The 17,343-nt window shown below is 51.0% G+C and carries 15 protein-coding genes; 4 read left to right on the top strand and 11 right to left on the bottom strand.

What is annotated here, in order from left to right:
* Positions 1 to 47: 47 nt before the first annotated feature.
* The 6 genes from ACJJIW_RS07495 to ACJJIW_RS07470 form a co-directional block, all read right to left on the bottom strand.
* Positions 48 to 386 carry a PAS domain-containing protein gene (locus ACJJIW_RS07495; protein ID WP_282930817.1) on the bottom strand — a complete coding sequence of 113 codons (339 nt, stop codon included), beginning with the start codon at positions 384 to 386 and terminating at the stop codon, positions 48 to 50.
* Between the two features lie 245 nt (positions 387 to 631).
* On the bottom strand, positions 632 to 2,038 hold the full coding sequence (gene ntrC / locus ACJJIW_RS07490) for a nitrogen regulation protein NR(I) (protein ID WP_282930816.1): 1,407 nt from the start codon (positions 2,036 to 2,038) through the stop codon (positions 632 to 634).
* A 3-nt stretch (positions 2,039 to 2,041) separates the two neighbouring features.
* Positions 2,042 to 3,124 carry a nitrogen regulation protein NR(II) gene (gene glnL, locus ACJJIW_RS07485; protein ID WP_282930815.1) on the bottom strand — a complete coding sequence of 361 codons (1,083 nt, stop codon included), beginning with the start codon at positions 3,122 to 3,124 and terminating at the stop codon, positions 2,042 to 2,044.
* A 330-nt stretch (positions 3,125 to 3,454) separates the two neighbouring features.
* Positions 3,455 to 4,015 (bottom strand): DUF4124 domain-containing protein, encoded by a 561-nt coding sequence (locus ACJJIW_RS07480; RefSeq protein ID WP_282930814.1) that lies wholly within the window; start codon positions 4,013 to 4,015, stop codon positions 3,455 to 3,457.
* Positions 4,016 to 4,199: 184 nt separating this feature from the next.
* Positions 4,200 to 5,606 carry a glutamate--ammonia ligase gene (gene glnA, locus ACJJIW_RS07475; protein ID WP_108734896.1) on the bottom strand — a complete coding sequence of 469 codons (1,407 nt, stop codon included), beginning with the start codon at positions 5,604 to 5,606 and terminating at the stop codon, positions 4,200 to 4,202.
* Positions 5,582 to 5,830: a hypothetical protein gene (locus tag ACJJIW_RS07470; protein ID WP_282930813.1), complete on the bottom strand. Its 249-nt coding sequence runs from the start codon at positions 5,828 to 5,830 to the stop codon at positions 5,582 to 5,584. The genes glnA and ACJJIW_RS07470 overlap by 25 nt, the downstream gene beginning before the upstream one ends.
* Before the next feature lie 101 nt (positions 5,831 to 5,931).
* Between ACJJIW_RS07470 and thiI the strand changes: the two genes are divergently transcribed.
* The 3 genes from thiI (at position 5,932) to ACJJIW_RS07455 (ending at position 12,019) form a co-directional block, all read left to right on the top strand.
* On the top strand, positions 5,932 to 7,413 hold the full coding sequence (thiI, locus tag ACJJIW_RS07465; protein WP_282930812.1) for a tRNA uracil 4-sulfurtransferase ThiI: 1,482 nt from the start codon (positions 5,932 to 5,934) through the stop codon (positions 7,411 to 7,413).
* Positions 7,414 to 7,613: 200 nt separating this feature from the next.
* A complete protein-coding gene (typA, locus tag ACJJIW_RS07460; RefSeq protein WP_282930811.1) occupies positions 7,614 to 9,422 on the top strand; it encodes a translational GTPase TypA in 1,809 nt (602 codons plus the stop codon).
* A gap of 533 nt (positions 9,423 to 9,955) precedes the next feature.
* Positions 9,956 to 12,019 (top strand): glycosyl hydrolase family 18 protein, encoded by a 2,064-nt coding sequence (locus ACJJIW_RS07455; RefSeq protein ID WP_444937029.1) that lies wholly within the window; start codon positions 9,956 to 9,958, stop codon positions 12,017 to 12,019.
* Between the two features lie 113 nt (positions 12,020 to 12,132).
* Here ACJJIW_RS07455 and ACJJIW_RS07450 read toward each other — a convergent pair whose 3' ends face one another.
* On the bottom strand, positions 12,133 to 12,465 hold the full coding sequence (locus ACJJIW_RS07450) for a hypothetical protein (protein ID WP_444937028.1): 333 nt from the start codon (positions 12,463 to 12,465) through the stop codon (positions 12,133 to 12,135).
* 963 nt (positions 12,466 to 13,428) lie between these two features.
* The gene (locus ACJJIW_RS07445) at positions 13,429 to 13,950 is read right to left on the bottom strand and encodes a macro domain-containing protein (RefSeq protein WP_444937027.1); all 522 of its coding nucleotides are present in this window, start codon (positions 13,948 to 13,950) and stop codon (positions 13,429 to 13,431) included.
* A 178-nt stretch (positions 13,951 to 14,128) separates the two neighbouring features.
* Here ACJJIW_RS07445 and ACJJIW_RS07440 point away from each other — a divergent pair, with 178 nt between their 5' ends.
* Positions 14,129 to 15,211, top strand: a complete 1,083-nt coding sequence (locus tag ACJJIW_RS07440) for a GGDEF domain-containing protein (protein ID WP_282930807.1) — start codon at positions 14,129 to 14,131, stop codon at positions 15,209 to 15,211.
* Positions 15,212 to 15,214: 3 nt separating this feature from the next.
* Here the strand turns inward: ACJJIW_RS07440 and ACJJIW_RS07435 are convergent, their stop codons facing one another.
* From ACJJIW_RS07435 to ACJJIW_RS07425, 3 genes are read right to left on the bottom strand one after another with little or no spacing between them, the layout of a single operon-like run.
* Positions 15,215 to 15,985: a VIT1/CCC1 transporter family protein gene (locus ACJJIW_RS07435; protein ID WP_444937026.1), complete on the bottom strand. Its 771-nt coding sequence runs from the start codon at positions 15,983 to 15,985 to the stop codon at positions 15,215 to 15,217.
* 11 nt (positions 15,986 to 15,996) lie between these two features.
* Positions 15,997 to 16,479 (bottom strand): GNAT family N-acetyltransferase, encoded by a 483-nt coding sequence (locus ACJJIW_RS07430; protein WP_282930805.1) that lies wholly within the window; start codon positions 16,477 to 16,479, stop codon positions 15,997 to 15,999.
* A gap of 35 nt (positions 16,480 to 16,514) precedes the next feature.
* Positions 16,515 to 17,294 (bottom strand): hypothetical protein, encoded by a 780-nt coding sequence (locus ACJJIW_RS07425; RefSeq protein ID WP_282930804.1) that lies wholly within the window; start codon positions 17,292 to 17,294, stop codon positions 16,515 to 16,517.
* Positions 17,295 to 17,343 lie beyond the last annotated feature (49 nt).

Here is a 17,343-nt window from a genome sequence, read left to right as displayed (position 1 = left end):
TAAGAAGCCTCTGAATATACGATGAAATAGCCCAATGCTCTATTGGGCTATTGGGAATCAATGACAAAAGATATCCCAAAACAGCAATCCCGCCCTTCAAATTCATCCAACCACTTGCAGACATTTAACGTAACCTCTCCACGGCTGGATTTATCGACATACTCTTGCAGGTGCTCGGGTTTCCCTGAGGAAAAAACCCGATCATCCGCAGCTTTTAATGCATCAGCATTATTTGACCAGGGAAGTTCCCGGTCTGTCTTACCAATGACTTCACCACCAGCCAATTGACATATTTGGCGATTACCCCATAGATATACGCCTGTTTGATCTTTTACCCAAAATAAAAATGGAACCTCGGCAACTACTCGCAATTCATCAGCAGTCATATCGCCTATACCACCCAGACATTATCAATTAAGTCTGATTTTAGCAGGCAATTAGCATATCGTTCAGGCTATCTCCAAATAGCTAAATTCAGGGGCTTATTTCATTGAATAAAAACCTATAAGGAGAAAAATAAATTAAATTAGAGAGCCTCTGAATAACTCCGTGATACCTCTGGCCTACAGACTTATTCAGAGACGTCTTAGATAGGTCTTCCTATCTTATCCAGAAAGACCTTATGCGTTATTTATTCTCCGCCTATCTCCAGCTCTTTTAATTTTCGCGTCAAGGTATTTCTACCCCATCCCAACAGATCAGCTGCATCGCGTTTGCGCCCCGCCGTATGCTTTAGAGCAATTTCTATCAGTGCACGTTCGAATGCAGGAACAGCCTCATTTAAAATTTCACGCTGGCCGGAAGACAGGGCCTGGTCGGCCCATAGGCGCAGAGCTTTTTGCCAATCCGCCGGTGTTTCTGTCGCCACTCCCTGTTGGTGTAACTCCTGTGGTAAATCTTCAATATGCACCTCGCGCCCGGAGGCCATCACGGTAATCCAGCGACAGGTATTTTCCAGTTGTCGTACATTACCGGGCCAATCCAGCCCAGAGAGGTACTCCTCAGTTTCCTTGGTTAGGATCTTTGACTCCACCCCCAGATCTTTTGCCGCAGCATTAAAGAAATGCCTCACCAATCGCGGAATATCCTCACGGCGATCCGCGAGTCTTGGAATATGGATGCGAATAACATTCAGGCGGTGAAACAGGTCCTCGCGAAATTTATGCTGACATACCAACTCTTCCAGATCCTGGTGAGTCGCCGCAATAATACGCACATCCACTTTGACCGGGGTGTGGCCACCGACACGGTAAAATTCACCATCAGCCAACACGCGCAATAACCGGGTTTGCGTATCTGCGGGCATATCACCAATTTCATCTAGAAACAGGGTGCCACCATTGGCCTGTTCAAAACGTCCGGCACGCTGGGAGCTGGCACCGGTAAAGGCCCCTTTTTCATGGCCAAATAATTCAGACTCCATCAGGTCCTTGGGTATAGCCGCCATGTTCAATGCAATAAATGGCTTATCCCTGCGCGGACTGTGATTGTGCAGAGCCTGCGCCACCAACTCCTTACCGGTACCGGATTCACCGTTGATTAAAACCGTGATGTTGGAATGAGACAAACGGCCAATCGCACGGAAGACCTCCTGCATCGCCGGCGCTTCTCCAATGATTTCTTTACTACCCTGACCATTTTCCGGCTCAACCTGCTCTTCAGCACGTTGCTCACTAGCGTGCATCAAGGCGCGTCGGGTTACCGCTACGGCCTCATCAATATCAAATGGCTTGGGCAGGTATTCAAAGGCGCCCCCTTGATAAGCGGCTACAGCGCTATCCAGGTCCGAGTGCGCAGTCATAATAATTATCGGCAAGCTCGGTCGTTCAGCCTGGAAGCGCTGTAACAATTTAAAACCATCGGAACCCGGCATACGAATATCGCTAATTACCACATCCGGTGAATCACTGTAAAAATCATCCAGGGCGCGATCACCACTTTCGTAGCACTGGGTATCAATCCCCTCACGCGATAGCGCTCTTTCCAGCACCCAGCGGATTGATCTGTCGTCGTCAATAATCCAAACGCGATTACTCATTCTCTAGGTTCCTGTATTTGCTAATTCGGTAGTCAGGGGGAGATAAATTTGGAAAATGCTACGGCCGGGTTGGCTGTCACACTTAATCAACCCCTTGTGCTGATTGATAATGTTCTGGGAAATCGAAAGTCCAAGACCTGAACCCTCGGCGCGGCCGGAGATCATCGGGAAGAATATCCGCTCGCGAATTTCCTCCGGTATGCCCGGGCCGTTATCTTCAATTTCAATACGGCAGACCAATGGGCAATTGCGGCGGCCAATGGTGAATTGGCGCTGGATACGCGTGCGCAGTACCATCTCCCCACTGCTGAGACCAATACTTTCATCGATGGCTTGCATGGCATTGCGGGCAATATTGAGCAGCGCCTGAATCAATTGTTCGCTATCTGCGGGGACATCGGGAATAGACGGATCGTAGTCCCTGCGAATTTGAAGCTCACCGATACACTCTGCATCCAGCAACTGGGCAACCCGCTCCAGAACCTCGTGCACATTAACCGGTTGTAGTACTACCGGCTGACGTGGCCCCAATAAACGGTCAACCAGATTGCGCAGGCGATCCACTTCCTCAATGATAATCTGTGTATATTCGTCTAATTCCCGGTCCGGCAACTCGCGCTGCAATAGTTGTGCAGCCCCACGGATACCACCGAGGGGGTTCTTGACCTCATGGGCCATACCGCGAACCAGGTTTCGTGTCGTTTCCTGGGCGCTGAGCAGCGCGTCTTCCCTGGCAATCCGCAACAGGCGATCCATCGGCTGCACTTCCACAAGCAACACGGAAAACTCGGGGACCGGGCTGACTGAGTAATCCACAGTTCGGGTTTCAAGATTATTCAGTCGCCAACTGGCGCGGCGGACTGTGTACTTCTCATTTTTTCGCAGCGCTTCCCGCATCGCCTCGTAGGCAGCCGGAGACTCTTTCACCACCTCCTCCAACATCGAGCCTTTGACTCGGGTACTGGAAGCGGCCAACAAGTCCTCAGCGGCATTGTTCAAGTAGCAAAGCGATAAGTTTTCATCCAATACCAACACTGCGGAAGTCAGGCTATCGAGTAATTGGCGCAACTGGCGATCATTCAGCATTCACAAAATTTCCGGTTCATTCCGAGGCTCTGACCAAACTCCATTTAGTCACCCCCAGCAGACAAGTGCTGTATCCAGTCAGTGCAAAAAGCAAACCAAAATGGCGCATAAGCTGGCATTTACCGGCCGGCGTAGCTACAACCGGACACATTCAGTGCGCAGCTAGCTGTAGTGACATAGCGAGTTACCGAGCTCAAAAAATACGATGCCGCCAGCCACAAGGAGAATGCACCACAACGGTGCAAAGGTCAAAAAACAGACAGTTGGGGTTAGACGTAAACAGGAAGTGAGGGGGCTGCAGGATTTGCGGGAGCTTTCGCTCGCCGTTAATCAACCCCGAGCTATGGGGCGCTTCACATAAATGGTGACCACTTTGGACTGAGCCAGCACCTGCCCATTCGAGCCCACCAAGACGGCCTGTAAGGTATGAGTTCCTCTCTCAAGGGCCGAAATATCCAAGGCATTACCGTACGCACTCCCCTGCCAACGTTGGCCATCAATAATCGCATAAAAACTCGAACCCTCTGGGTAGGCTGGAGTTACTTGTATCTGTAGCGCGATCAGGGTTTGCCCAGGGGGGATCGTGGCCTCATTGATTGGGCTCACAATCTGGATAGAAACAGGCTCAGAACTTTCACCTTTGGTGTTCGGAGACAATTTTCGGGAGGGTAGTTGCCTCGGCAAGGCGATCGGCTGGACATTGAGCGGGGTTAATTCAACCTCTTCCGAGCTGCCGTTTGGTGGCGGTGTATCGCTAAAGGTTATCTGGCCGTCGGGACCCACTATTTTATAAATAGCGCCACTTTCTGCGGAGGCTACCACAGCCACTAGGAGCAAAATCAATAAAACAGCTCTCAGTAGTGTTTGCACTCCCAACATGCTATTGGCCATCCTTTAACTCCTCTCCTACGCCAGTCATAGAGATTTTCATACTATCGGCACCGTTTTTTACAGATACAAAATACTGCGCCTTTAAGTCCCAGCCGACAGTGTACCCGCAATAAAAAAGCCCGCACCAGAGTGGCGCGGGCTTTTCGAGAACGGCTCGACGGCATCACAGAGATGCCGGTCGCCATTACACAGAGTAGTACATATCGAACTCGACCGGGTGAGTGGTCATGTTCAGACGCTCTACTTCTTCACGCTTCAGCTCGATGTAGGCATCGATAGCATCGTTAGTGAATACACCACCGGCTGTCAGGAACTCACGATCCTGGTCCAGAGCATCCAGGGCGCCTTCCAGGCTGGAAGCGACAGTCGGGTACTCAGCCAGCTCTTCCGGCGGCAGATCGTACAGATCCTTGTCCGCAGCATCGCCAGGGTGGATCTTGTTCTTGATACCGTCGAGACCCGCCATCAGCAGTGCGGCGAAAGACAGGTATGGGTTGGCGGTCGGGTCCGGGAAGCGAGTCTCGATGCGCTTGCCTTTCGGGGAGGGCACGAAAGGAATACGGATAGACGCAGAGCGGTTGCGCGCAGAGTAAGCCAGGATTACCGGCGCTTCGAAGCCAGGTACCAGACGCTTGTAAGAGTTGGTGGAAGCGTTACACAGCGCGTTCAGGGCGCGAGCGTGCTTAACGATACCGCCGATGTAGTACAGAGCAGCTTCGGACAGACCAGCGTAGGCGTCACCGGCAAACTGGTTTACGCCATCCTTGCTAAAGGACTGGTGAACGTGCATACCGGAACCGTTATCGCCAACCAACGGCTTGGGCATAAAGGTCGCGGTCTTGCCGTAGGCGTGGGCAACGTTGTGTACAGCGTACTTGAGAATCTGTACTTCGTCCGCTTTCTTGGTCAGGGTGTTGGCGGCAACGCCGATCTCACACTGGCCAGCAGTACCCACTTCGTGGTGATGCACTTCTACGCGCAGGCCCATTTGCTCCATCGCAGAACACATAGCGGCGCGAACGTCGTGCAGGGAATCCACCGGAGGAACCGGGAAGTAACCACCTTTAACGCCGGGGCGGTGACCAATATTGCCTTCGGCAAAGTTGTGACCAGAGGACCAGGCTGCTTCTTCGGAGTTGATCTTGTAGAAGGCGCCACCCATTTCGGCACCCCAGGTAATATCGTCGAATACGAAGAACTCGGGCTCGGGACCGAACAGAGCGGTGTCACCCAGACCAGTGGACTTCAGGTATTCCTCAGCGCGCAATGCGATGGAGCGAGGATCGCGCTCGTAACCCTGACCAGTAATTGGGTCGACGATGTTACAGCGAATGATAACAGTGCTCTCATCGGTGAAGGGGTCGAGGAAAGCTGTCTCGTCGTCCGGCATCAAGATCATGTCGGATTCGTTGATGCCCTTCCAACCGGCGATGGAAGAACCATCGAACATTTTGCCTTCTTCAAAGAACTCACCGTCAACTTCCGACGCAGGGATGGAAACGTGTTGTTCTTTACCCTTGGTATCGGTAAAGCGCAGGTCTATCCATTTCGCTTCACTTTCATTAATCAAACCGAGCGTTTTCGCTGACATTGCAGTCCTCCAGGTCTTGAAAAGTAATTGGTCGCTATGCCTTGCTGTCGCTGCCGGCATTCACTCTCTACCTGGCGTGAAATAAAGCAAGGAGTGTGCCAAATTAGGGCAATCGCCTCATAGTCCCGGTTGGCGCCGGTGCGAGCCCCAGCAAAGTGCTGACGCAGCCAGGATAGATGTATTGTGGCCGAGCAGCCACATAAATACGCACCAAAATAGATCATATTTGCTCTCGCTTCGCCCGCAAACAGTGCACAACCAACTTGGCTCCGGCTAGTTTATAATGCCGCACCTTCTATCAACATGCGGTACCCCACGGATTCCCATGCACTTTGTCGTCAAGTTTTTTCCAGAGATCACCATCAAGAGCAACCCTGTGCGCAAGCGCATGTCGCGCCAGCTCAAGGACAACCTGCAGCGCCTGCTGCGCCAGCTGGACGACCGTATCCAGGTGCGCAAGGATTGGGAAAAGATCGATGTGATCGCGCCCGATGCTGTGTCCCACCTGGGTGGACGTATCGAGGAGGTGCTCTCTCACACCCCCGGCATCGCCAACTTCTCCCGCGTGCGCCAGTTCCCCCTGGGTGACCTGCACGACATGTACGAGAAAACCCTGTCGGTTTGGGGCGCAGCCCTGAAAGACAAGACTTTCTGTGTACGGGTTAAACGCACCGGCAAACACGACTTCCAGTCCCTGGATGTGGAACAGTATGTGGGCGGCGGCCTCAACAAGAATACCGAGGCATCCGGAGTCAAACTGAAAAACCCCGACATCACCGTTAAACTGGAGATCCGCCACGACAAGCTCAACGTGATCGAAGAGCAACATCCCGGCCTGGGCGGCTTCCCCCTGGGCACGCAAGACCCGGTTTTGTCGCTGGTATCCGGTGGCTTCGACTCTACCGTGGCCAGTTACATGACCATGAAGCGTGGTATCCGCACCCACTTCCTGTTCTTCAACCTGGGCGGACGCCAGCACGAGCTGGGCGTGAAAGAAGTCGCCTACTACCTGTGGAACAAATACGGCGCTTCCCACCGGGTGCGCTTTATCACCGTGCCGTTTGACGAAGTAGTGGCAGAGATTCTCGAGCGGGTCGACGATTCCCATATGGGCGTCATTTTGAAACGCATGATGCTGCGCGCTGCCGATGTAATCGCCAAGGAGCTGGAGGTGGACGCCGTAGTCACCGGTGAAGCCATCGCCCAGGTTTCCAGCCAGACCCTGAAAAATCTGTCGGTGATCGACAGTGTTACCAATACCCTGGTTTTGCGCCCACTGATCACCACCGACAAGACCGATATTATCCGTACCTCCCGGGCCATCGGCACCGAAGAGTTTGCCGCCAATATGCCGGAGTACTGCGGCGTTATCTCGGTAAAACCCACCACCCGCGCCAAGATTGAAAAAGTGGAGTCCGAGGAAAACCGCTTCGATTTCACCGTCCTCGATCGCGCTATCAGCAATCGGGTGATGCAAAATATTGATCAGGTGATCGAAGAAGTCGATGGCGAAGCACCGGATGTGGAGATCCGCGAAGAGCCGGGCAGCGCCGTGGTAATCGATATCCGCCACCCGGATGAAGAGGAGCTGGACCCACTGGAGCTAGGCTGTGAGGTGCAGACTATTCCCTTCTACCGCCTCAACAACAGCTTCGCCCACCTGGACCAGGAACGCGAGTACCTCCTGTATTGCTCCAAAGGCGTTATGAGCCGCCTGCACGCCTCACACCTGCTGGACGAAGGTTTTCGCAATGTGGGCGTGCTGCGCCCGCTGATTCCCCACAGACCGGAAACCATTAAGAAGTAACTTCTGCTCAAGGCGCGGGCAATCACCGCCCGCGCGGGTTTTAAAGCGATCAGCGCCCCGGGGCGGTGATTTTTTACTCAAAATCACTCCCAATTGTCATGCGGCCCCCCTATAATCGCCGCCTTTGGCCGGAATGCTGCTGTAGAAACCCCGCAGGCCCCCGCCCCGACTTACCAAGATTTAACGCCCAGAGGCCCCCAGTGATAGAGAATCTGCGCAATATTGCGATTATCGCCCACGTAGACCATGGCAAAACCACCCTTGTGGACAAGCTGTTGTCCCAGTCCGGCACTCTCGACCGCCGCGACGAAGGCGCCGAGCGCGTCATGGACTCCAACGATCAAGAGCGTGAGCGTGGCATCACCATCCTGGCGAAAAACACCGCTATCCGCTGGAATGACTACCGCATCAATATTGTCGACACCCCAGGGCACGCCGACTTCGGCGGCGAGGTAGAGCGCGTACTGTCCATGGTGGATTCAGTTCTGCTGCTCGTAGACGCAGTAGATGGCCCCATGCCGCAGACCCGCTTCGTAACCCAGAAGGCGTTTGAGCAGGGCCTCAACCCGATCGTGGTGATTAACAAGATCGACCGCCCCGGCGCTCGCCCCGACTGGGTGATGGACCAGGTATTCGACCTGTTCGACAGCCTCGGCGCCACCGACGAGCAGTTGGACTTCCCGGTTGTCTACGCCTCCGCCCTGAACGGCATCGCCGGTCTCGACGACACCGACCTGGCCGACGATATGACGCCGCTGTTCCAGATGATTGTGGACAAGGTTGAGCCCCCGAAGGTTGACCCCACCGGCGCCTTCCAGATGCAGGTTTCCGCTCTGGACTACTCCAGCTACGTAGGCGTAATCGGCGTTGGCCGTATCACTCGCGGTACCCTGAAGCCGAACCAGCAAGTGGTAGTTCTCGATCGCGAGGGCAACTCGCGCAAAGCCAAGGTCCTGCAGGTTATGGGTTACCTCGGCCTGGAGCGTGTAGAAGTGGAGCAAGCCAGTGCTGGCGATATCGTGTGTATCACCGGTGTGGGTGAGCTAAATATCTCCGATACCCTGTGCGATCTGGATACTCCAGAAGCCCTGCCCGCCCTGAGCGTGGACGAGCCCACCGTAAGCATGACCTTCCAGGTCAACGACTCCCCCTTTGCTGGCCAGGACGGCAAGTTCGTTACCTCGCGCAACATCAAAGAGCGTCTTGACCAGGAGCTGATTCACAACGTGGCCCTGCGTGTAGAGCAAGGCGACTCTCCTGATAAGTTCAAGGTTTCCGGCCGTGGCGAATTGCACTTGTCTGTCCTGATCGAATCCATGCGCCGAGAAGGTTTCGAGCTGGGCGTTTCCCGCCCCGAAGTGGTGCAGAGAGAGGTCGACGGAGAGATCCACGAGCCTTATGAAGAAGTGGTTATCGATGTTGAGGAACCTCATCAGGGGCCCATTATGGAAGAGCTGGGCCTGCGCAAGGCCGATCTCACCAATATGGAGCCCGATGGCAAAGGTCGCGTGCGCCTAACCTTTATCGTGCCCTCGCGCGGCATGATCGGCTTCCGCTCCCAATTCCTTACCATCACCAGTGGTTCTGGCATTATGACCAGTATCTTCGACCACTACGGTCCGGTGAAGCAAGGTGAAGTGGCCAAGCGCATCAACGGTGTACTGGTTTCCATGGTCAAAGGCAAAACCCTCGCCTATGGTCTGTTCGCACTGCAAGATCGTGGTCGCCTGTTCCTGGGCCACGGCGAAGAGGTCTACGAAGGCCAAATCGTCGGTATTCACTCCCGTGGCAACGACCTGGTGGTAAACCCCACCAAGGCTAAACAGCTCACTAATGTGCGCGCGTCAGGTACTGACGATGCACTCACTCTGTCACCACCCATTCGTCATACCCTTGAGCAGGCTCTGGAATTTATCGAAGACGATGAATTGGTAGAAGTGACTCCTAACTTTATCCGCCTGCGCAAGAAAATTTTGCAGGAAAATATGCGCAAGCGCGCGAAGAAATAATTAGTATTTTCTTCAACTTTAAAAAGGGCCCCCTGGGCCCTTTTTTGTTTTACCATTTCATGACATCCTCAACCCCTGAAGAGAGATAATCAAAAACTGCTCCGTAGCAACATTACATAGTAAAGAGGTGATTGATTAACTCGACAGCGGCCGTGCTGCACTAAACTGCGGGGGAGACTACCTGCAAGAGGCCGCAAATAACGCTCGCCAGTAACCGGTATTTTTCTCCCACCTCTTAACTTAAAAAGGAAATTTATTTTCTTTTTATATTAAATAATCGACCATTTTTATCGTTGACCTGCTCAAATATTTATTCCTGGAAGGTGCAATTAAATTTATGTACGCACTTTTTATTGTCCCCTTCACAAAATTACAGCAGAAATAAATATAGCCACTCAGCCACTGTTCTCCGTGGCTTGCACATTTATTTCACATTTTCCCGCGGAACTTTTACCCCGCCATTTATTCCAATTTTTTCAAATATAACGACAAATCTCTTCATACATAAATAAGACCTATGGGAGGTCAATCTAATGTTTTCTTTCCTGCAATCCCAGGATCGAACAGGGATGTTGAAGGGCAGCCGCAGTGAGCGCGGATTTAATAAACTTGGGTTTAAATTAAAAGCAGCAGCAGCTCTCGCAGCAGCAATCGCCATCAGCGGAAATGTCAGCGCACAAGAAACTGAAAAACGTGTATCTGCCTATTGGGCCGATTGGGAATATTGGGCCGACTCGTCCTTCACCCATGACAACGTGGATTTCTCCAAGCTCACTCACGTTCAGTACGCCTTTGCCTGGAATGACGAAAACGGCAACATCTACTTTACCGATCCCTACGTTTTCTACGGCCTGGGCGCCCAATCATTTTCCGGCGGCGCCGGTGATGGTCCCGTAAAATGCTCGCCGCAATTCTGGCACCCCTACAGCCAATACGATTCCAGTATTCAGCCTGCGGTCTGCCAAGGCTGGAATGACCACGAGTCAGGTTTCGTAAAATCGGTACACGACGACGGCGCCAAGGCAATCCTATCCATGGGCGGCTGGACCCTCTCCCATAAAGTCTCCGAGATGATGGAGAGCGACACCGCGCGTGCAGCCTTTATCGAAAATGCAGTGACACTGCTTACTGACTGGGATTTCGATGGCCTCGATCTCGATTTTGAATACCCCGGCTATGAGCCGAACGGCGGCCGCTCGATCGACAAAGAAAACTTCACCACCCTGCTGCAAGAGCTGCGCGCGCGCTTCGATGAGGTTGAAGCGGAGACCGGCAAAAATCTGGAACTGACCGCTGCCGTGGCCTGTGGCCCCTCGATTGCAGAAGAGGGTTATGATTTTGCTGCTGTGGGCGAAGTCCTCGATTATGTCAACCTGATGACTTATGACTTTGGTGGCGACTGGGATACCGTAGCCCAGCACACCTCGCCGCTGTACCCCTATGAAGGCCAGGTCAACGAAGGCTTCGACGCAGACAGCTGCCGCAATATGTGGATGACTGAGGGCAATATTCCTGCTGAGAAGATCACCCTGGGTATGTCCCACTACGGCCGCAGCGTGGCTGGCGCCACCGCAATCGGTGAAGCTGCATCCGGACAAGACGTGGCGCACTGGGGCTCTGACACCGAGACGCGCTACTACCAGATCGTCGAGAAAATGCAGAGCGACTCTTCATTCCAGACCGCTTACGATGCGGAGGCTGTCACCCACTACGGTTGGTTCGAAGATGGCGGCTTTATCTCGTTCGAAGATACCACCTCTATTGCCGAACGCGCCCAATATGTGCTCGACCAGGGCCTTGGTGGCGTGATGATCTGGCAGCTACGCGGCGGAATGTTATTGGAGAACAATGAATACCAGTATCCACTACTCGATGCCGCACTCGAAGTTTTCGGACAGGGTGGCTCCAGTGATAGCGATACCGGAGACACTGGCGATACCGGAGACACTGGCGATACCGGAGACACCGGAGACACCGGAGACACCGGAGACACCGGAGACACCGGAGACACCGGAGACACCGGAGACACCGGAGACACCGGAGATACCGGAGATACCGGAGACACTGGAGATACCGGAGACACTGGAGATACTGGCGACACCGGAAGTGGCGGTGGCAATAATAATGGCGGAAGCAGCGCCTGCGTCGCGTTTGAACAGCCCTATGCCGGCGACCCAGGTTATTCAGTCGGTGACGTTGTTGTCTTTGAAGGAGTCGCCTACGAGTCCACCCACGAGCCAAACTGGTGGTCTCCAGGTTCCGCGCCATCGCTGTGGACCGAAACCACCTGTCAAACTGAGGGCGAAGGCTCCGACAATGGTTCCGACAGCGGCTCTGGCGATAGCAACGACAATAGCTCCGATAGCGGTTCTGACGACAACGCCGATAACGGTTCCGATGACAACACCGACAGCGATCAAGGTTCAGGTGAGACCGCTTCCTGCCCCGAATTCCAGCAGCCATATGCTGGTGACGAAGGCTATCAAGTTGGCGACCTAGTAACCTTTGAAGGCCAGGTTTACGTGTCTACCTTTGGACCCAACTGGTGGTCCCCGGCTAACGCTCCCCAGTACTGGGAAGCGAGTTCCTGCCAGTAATCTGGATACACTTTGGCCGCCATCTCAAGGAAGGCGGCTGAATGTTTCTTCTAATAAAAGGGCCCTTATCGGGTCCTTTCTATTTATTATTTAGTCTGCGTTTAAAATAATTATTACGGCGTATCTTGTAAGATATGCATCACTTCACCAAAGTCATCCTTTGACAAATTATATCTCAGCCAACGAATACCATTATCTGTCAAATTTTGCTCGTACTTAATGTGCTTTTGATCTCGCAGATAAATTCTGAGACTGGGGTAAGAGGCAATAAATCTCTGCAACTTATAATTAATTAAATTAATTTTTATATTATCATCCATTCTTAAAATGTGTTTTGGAACCCAACGGCTACGTGCCGCGCCAGTACCAGTAACTGTTTCAACCGCCTGAATTTGGCTCCAATTATACTCTTTAGGAAAAAGGGAAAATAATGAATTAAATTTCACCCCGTTGGAGCTGACAACATAATAACTATTTAGCCCCAAAACCATCAAAGGTAAAAAACAAGCCAAAAAAACGAGAGAATTCTTAAATTGTTACGAATTGACTGCTTTAACCCATAGCCCTCAAAATATCTTAGACTGAGTTCCCTATCAAGTTCTACTCTTGCCGCAGGGATTAAGTATGAAATCAGCTTAGAGAGGGTCGCAAATAATATTATAGAAATAAACATTACTGTCAGTATTGATAAAATATATCCCTCATTAGTAAGGTCTGCCAAGATAGCGCCCTCAGATAAAGACTCTACTCGCCGAGATACTAAAAACTTAAAGTAAGAAATAGCTATAATAGCCACTAATAAAAGGGAAAGCACGATGACAAACCAGTCCCACTTGCAGCGAATAATAACGCGCTTTCTATTCAGCAACGGCATTGGGAACTGTAAAAAAGAGGATCTATTTTTTACTTTAGGGGACTCCCACCCTAGACACAAAGCACATCTATGCCCTAAATCTTCATAGATTTCTTGCTCCTGTATGCAGACTTTACAATAATTCATAGCTACTAAAAATTTATTAGATTTAAAAAATACACATAGAAACCGGACGTATTTATTAAATCATTAATAACTACCTTTAGCGAATAGATGGCTCTTTACAACCAACGAAAGTAACATTTAGTACATTAGAGCTAAATAATTAGATGGTGGTATAGCACTTAATAATCAACGGAAGAATTAGAAAAGGCTGTATAACATATGAATACATCTCAATTCATGAGATCAGAAGATAACTTGGTAAGTTGTTACTTGTTAGACTGAAATGCCATGGCTCAATATGCCTGCACAGCAGAACTATCTTATATACGCGACATTAGGTTATTGAAGGAACCATTAACTGTAGTATCAATAGTGATTTACTAGGTGATAAACTCAAAAGGCTTTTGCCCATTCAATCACCCGCAACACATCAATGATGACCATAAAAGCGCTGCTCAACTTTCTGCCACTGAGCCAATGCAGTTTGTGAGTGCAAACAAACTGTAAGTCTCTCGAATATTGGAGCATAAGCGCGTAAAACGGCCAATCCCTGATGTGCCGCAATCTCATGAGGAAAGCGGTTAGTGCCAGCTCCCAATGCCGGAAACAGTATCGTTTTGCAGCCGCGCTCTTTCGCCAACTCCAAAACGCTCTCATAGCAGTGCTTCAACAGCACTATGGCCTGGCTCCCCCATTGATCGCCACTGCTCCATTGGGGCGTAACAGTATGCAATAGGTAATCGACCGGTAAATCATAGGCTCGAGTCAAACGAGCTTCACCTACTGGGCAGGCTCTTTGATTGGCACACTGGGGGGGTAATCGAGTCCCACAATGGGCATAAATCTGTGCCGAGAGCCCCCGCCCCCGAATTAGGTGCTTGTGTGCCGGACATACCAGCGCATCTCCACGCATCGTCAAAATATCACCACAAGTCAGCTGAATTTGTGTCACGATTTCTCAGTTCTAAAGTTTGAGTTACTGATACTGTAGCTTGCTACTTTGGTCGGTGACAGATTCCCCCTATACTCAGCATTGCTTCACTCCGGCAGTGACTACCAGCATAGTTGTATGATGCAGGACGGTCCCGAGCAAGCGGAAGGTTGCAGTCGGTATAGCAACGGGAATGACTATGAGCTCAGGGTATAACAATCAAAACCCCGCAATATCCACTTCTATTGATGAGGTACAGCGCATAGATCTGCGCAGACGGATATTGGCCTCCTCTTATATGCTGATATTCGCTATGGCTATCACCGGGGCTATGGCAATTATTGCCCTCACCGCCACTAATATCCTACAAGCATCGACACTCTTCATCGTCGCTGTGGTTATTTTATTCGCATATATTACCGTCAATGTCATTGGCCCCACCGAAAAAACGCCGATGCTAGTTGGCATTCTCTTGTTGGTACTTTATTTCTACTTACTGCTGACCGGTGGCGTAAACAATACCGGCTTAATGTGGGCGGTTATGCTGGTCCCTGGCTTTATCAACTTGTACGGCTATAAAACCGGGACAACAGCCTTATTGGGCATAGGCTTAGCCACCGCAGCAATCCTGTTTTATCCGGACTTCCCAGGGCTTACGGCCAAATACGATACGGCCTATCGTGCTCGTTTTATTGCCGTATTTGGCGCTCTCACAGCCCTGACAGCCTTACTGGATAGCAGCCGTCACCAAACCCAACAATTGCTGCAGCGATTGACTGGTGAACTGGAAAGTTACGCGGCGACGGATACGCTAACAGGGTTAGCCAACCGCCGAGAGGCTTTTCGCGCAATTGGCGAACTCGAACGCCGCAATGGCGAGCTCCAGGATCAATATGTCATTCTTATCGGAGACTTGGATAACTTCAAAACAATCAACGATACCTACGGACACTCCTTTGGAGACCGGGTATTGCAAGATGTTGCGAAAGTTTTGAAAAGTAACACCCGGTCCGAAGATATTGTGGCGCGCTGGGGCGGTGAAGAGTTTTTGTTACTACTGCCGAATACTGACTTGAAAGGCGGTAGTGTCCTCGCGGAAAAACTGCGTCGTAGAGTTTCGGCTCTGAGCCGCCGCTATACGCGCCCGGCTAAAATATCAATCAGCCTGGGAGTCGTCGAAGGCAACACCAGTGGCAAGCCACTCAATCAGCTATTAGCTGAAGCAGATAAACGTATGTATCGAGCTAAAAACGGCGGGCGCAATAAGGTGGTAGCAGCTTAAACGTTAGCTCACCAAGTGGCGCAGTAGATAACCAATGGCGAGAGCCAAGGCCGCTGCTCCACTGCCAAATATCAGAGTTTTTAGGCCCGCCATTAGCAAGTGATGGGAAAACACCAGACCTTTGCACAAACCAATCGCAAAAAATGTGCAGACCGATAGGACGGCGCTTGCATAAAATTGTTCAGCGGGGTTAAGGCTGTGGAAAAGGTAGGGCAACAAGGGAATAGCACCTACACACAAAAAAGCGGCGAAGGTTATCAGTGCCGCCCCCAGAGGCTTATGCTCTGCACTACTTATACCGTACTCTTCCGCCAGCATTGTCTCTATCCACAACTTTTGGTTCGTGGTGATAGTAGCAACAATGTTATCCAGAACTTCACCTCGAAATCCCTTTCGATAGAAAATCTGCCTGATCTCTTCCCGTTCTCCCTCGGGAATTAAAGCAATATGCTGACGCTCTGTACGCATAGCCGCGGCCCGTTGCTCGCGCTCCACACTGGCAGCCTCATAATTACTTACTGCCATGCTAAAGCCATCCGCAATAAGATTGGCAAAGCCCATCACAAGCACAACCGCTTCAGAAAAACCTGCACCAAAAGCGCCTGCAACAATAGCAAAGGTAGTAACGCAGCCATCTATCGCCCCCAAAACAAAATCAGAGAGCCACTGTGATTGTGGACGACTCCGCAGGCGCGCCTCAATACGCTCTGGTCGATGCTCCTCAATCAGGGCTTCCCGGCTTTCTTGTACGCGTTTGGAGTTTTGCCGGTCCATAATCCGGCGAGCTACTGTAAAAATCGCTGCATAACATAAGCATCTCGCAACCTTCCCAAAGGATCAGTAAATGCTTTGTTAAGCGTCGTGATAATAGTGAAGCCCAGCTCGGTATAAAGGGAAATTGCGGTCTCATTATCACTGGGAACGTAGTTGAACTGCATTTCCAAATAGCCGGCGTCCTGGGCCCTGGCGATTGCATGCTGGATCAATGCACGATCTACATCGCGATCGCGCACATTTGTGTGCACCAGAAAATTAGCTGTCGCGACATGGCTATGAATACCTGGAAAATTAACTCCTAGTTTATACACCCCCAGCAAGTGAGGTAACTCTTCGGCAACATAAGTCTGTAAGTCGTCATTAAGCCATTGAGCAGAAAATATTTCTCGACTGATCTTATTCGAGAAAGGCAGATCCCCTCTGTTTCTCACAACAAAAAAGAGACTCCACATGCCTTCAAGGTCACTCTCTATAGCCTGCCGAATATCCATAGAAATCCATATCTCAGATGTCTTGCTGCACTTGCCTAACGTACAATAAAGCTCCCCCGATCCACACCGGTATTTCCAGTCATGGGATCATAGGCATATAGCACAATTTCATAAACACCTGGTAAATCCGTCGCAAAGGGCGCACTAAAGGTATTCATAGCCTCCTGTATCTCCAGTGGCACTTGAGCAAATGATTTGCCATCTCTTTTAACCAATGCCACAACTTCAATCTTACTGCCATCCCAAAGACCACCATCGGTAAGAGAGCATCCGCACATCATTACCACATTAGCGCGAATCTCAAAGGGACTCTGGTCCAAACCTGTATAGAGATGGGTCTGTGGGCTAAGTAAATCTACCAACATCCCCGGAATTTCCACAATCAGCCCATCATCAGAAATAGGCTTTCCCGGAACCAGCCAAGTCTGTGTCTGCGCCATCACTCGAGCCTGTTTTTTAATATACGGTGCAAGAACTTCCACCGTCAGGAACACCGGCTCACTGATATTCAGTGTAGCGGTAAAATGTGCAGCGCCATCGGCGATAGATTGGAACCTCTCTCGGGGCGTTTTCATTATTTTGGTGGTATCACCGGTGCTCCCTTGGGTTAGCCCCTTGGCAAGAATTTCCCCTGAATCTGCATCGCGAATAATAACCATGGCACCACCGATGGAGGAGCCAATAAACTTGGCATCCATGGCCTTGGCGCGGATAGTAATATTGGTGGGCGTGCCCTCAGAGAGAGCTTTAGCGCAAATCGGCATTGTGACTATTTGCGCAATCAAGAGGCATAGGTAAAAAATAATATTTTTCATTTATATTTCTACTAAATTTAAATAATTCTGAAAATAACTATAATTCTCT

This window comes from Microbulbifer maximicatervae (SeqCode), from assembly GCF_052467815.1.
Note: the sequence above shows the minus strand (reverse complement) of the source record. Positions and strands in the feature narration are given on the sequence as shown.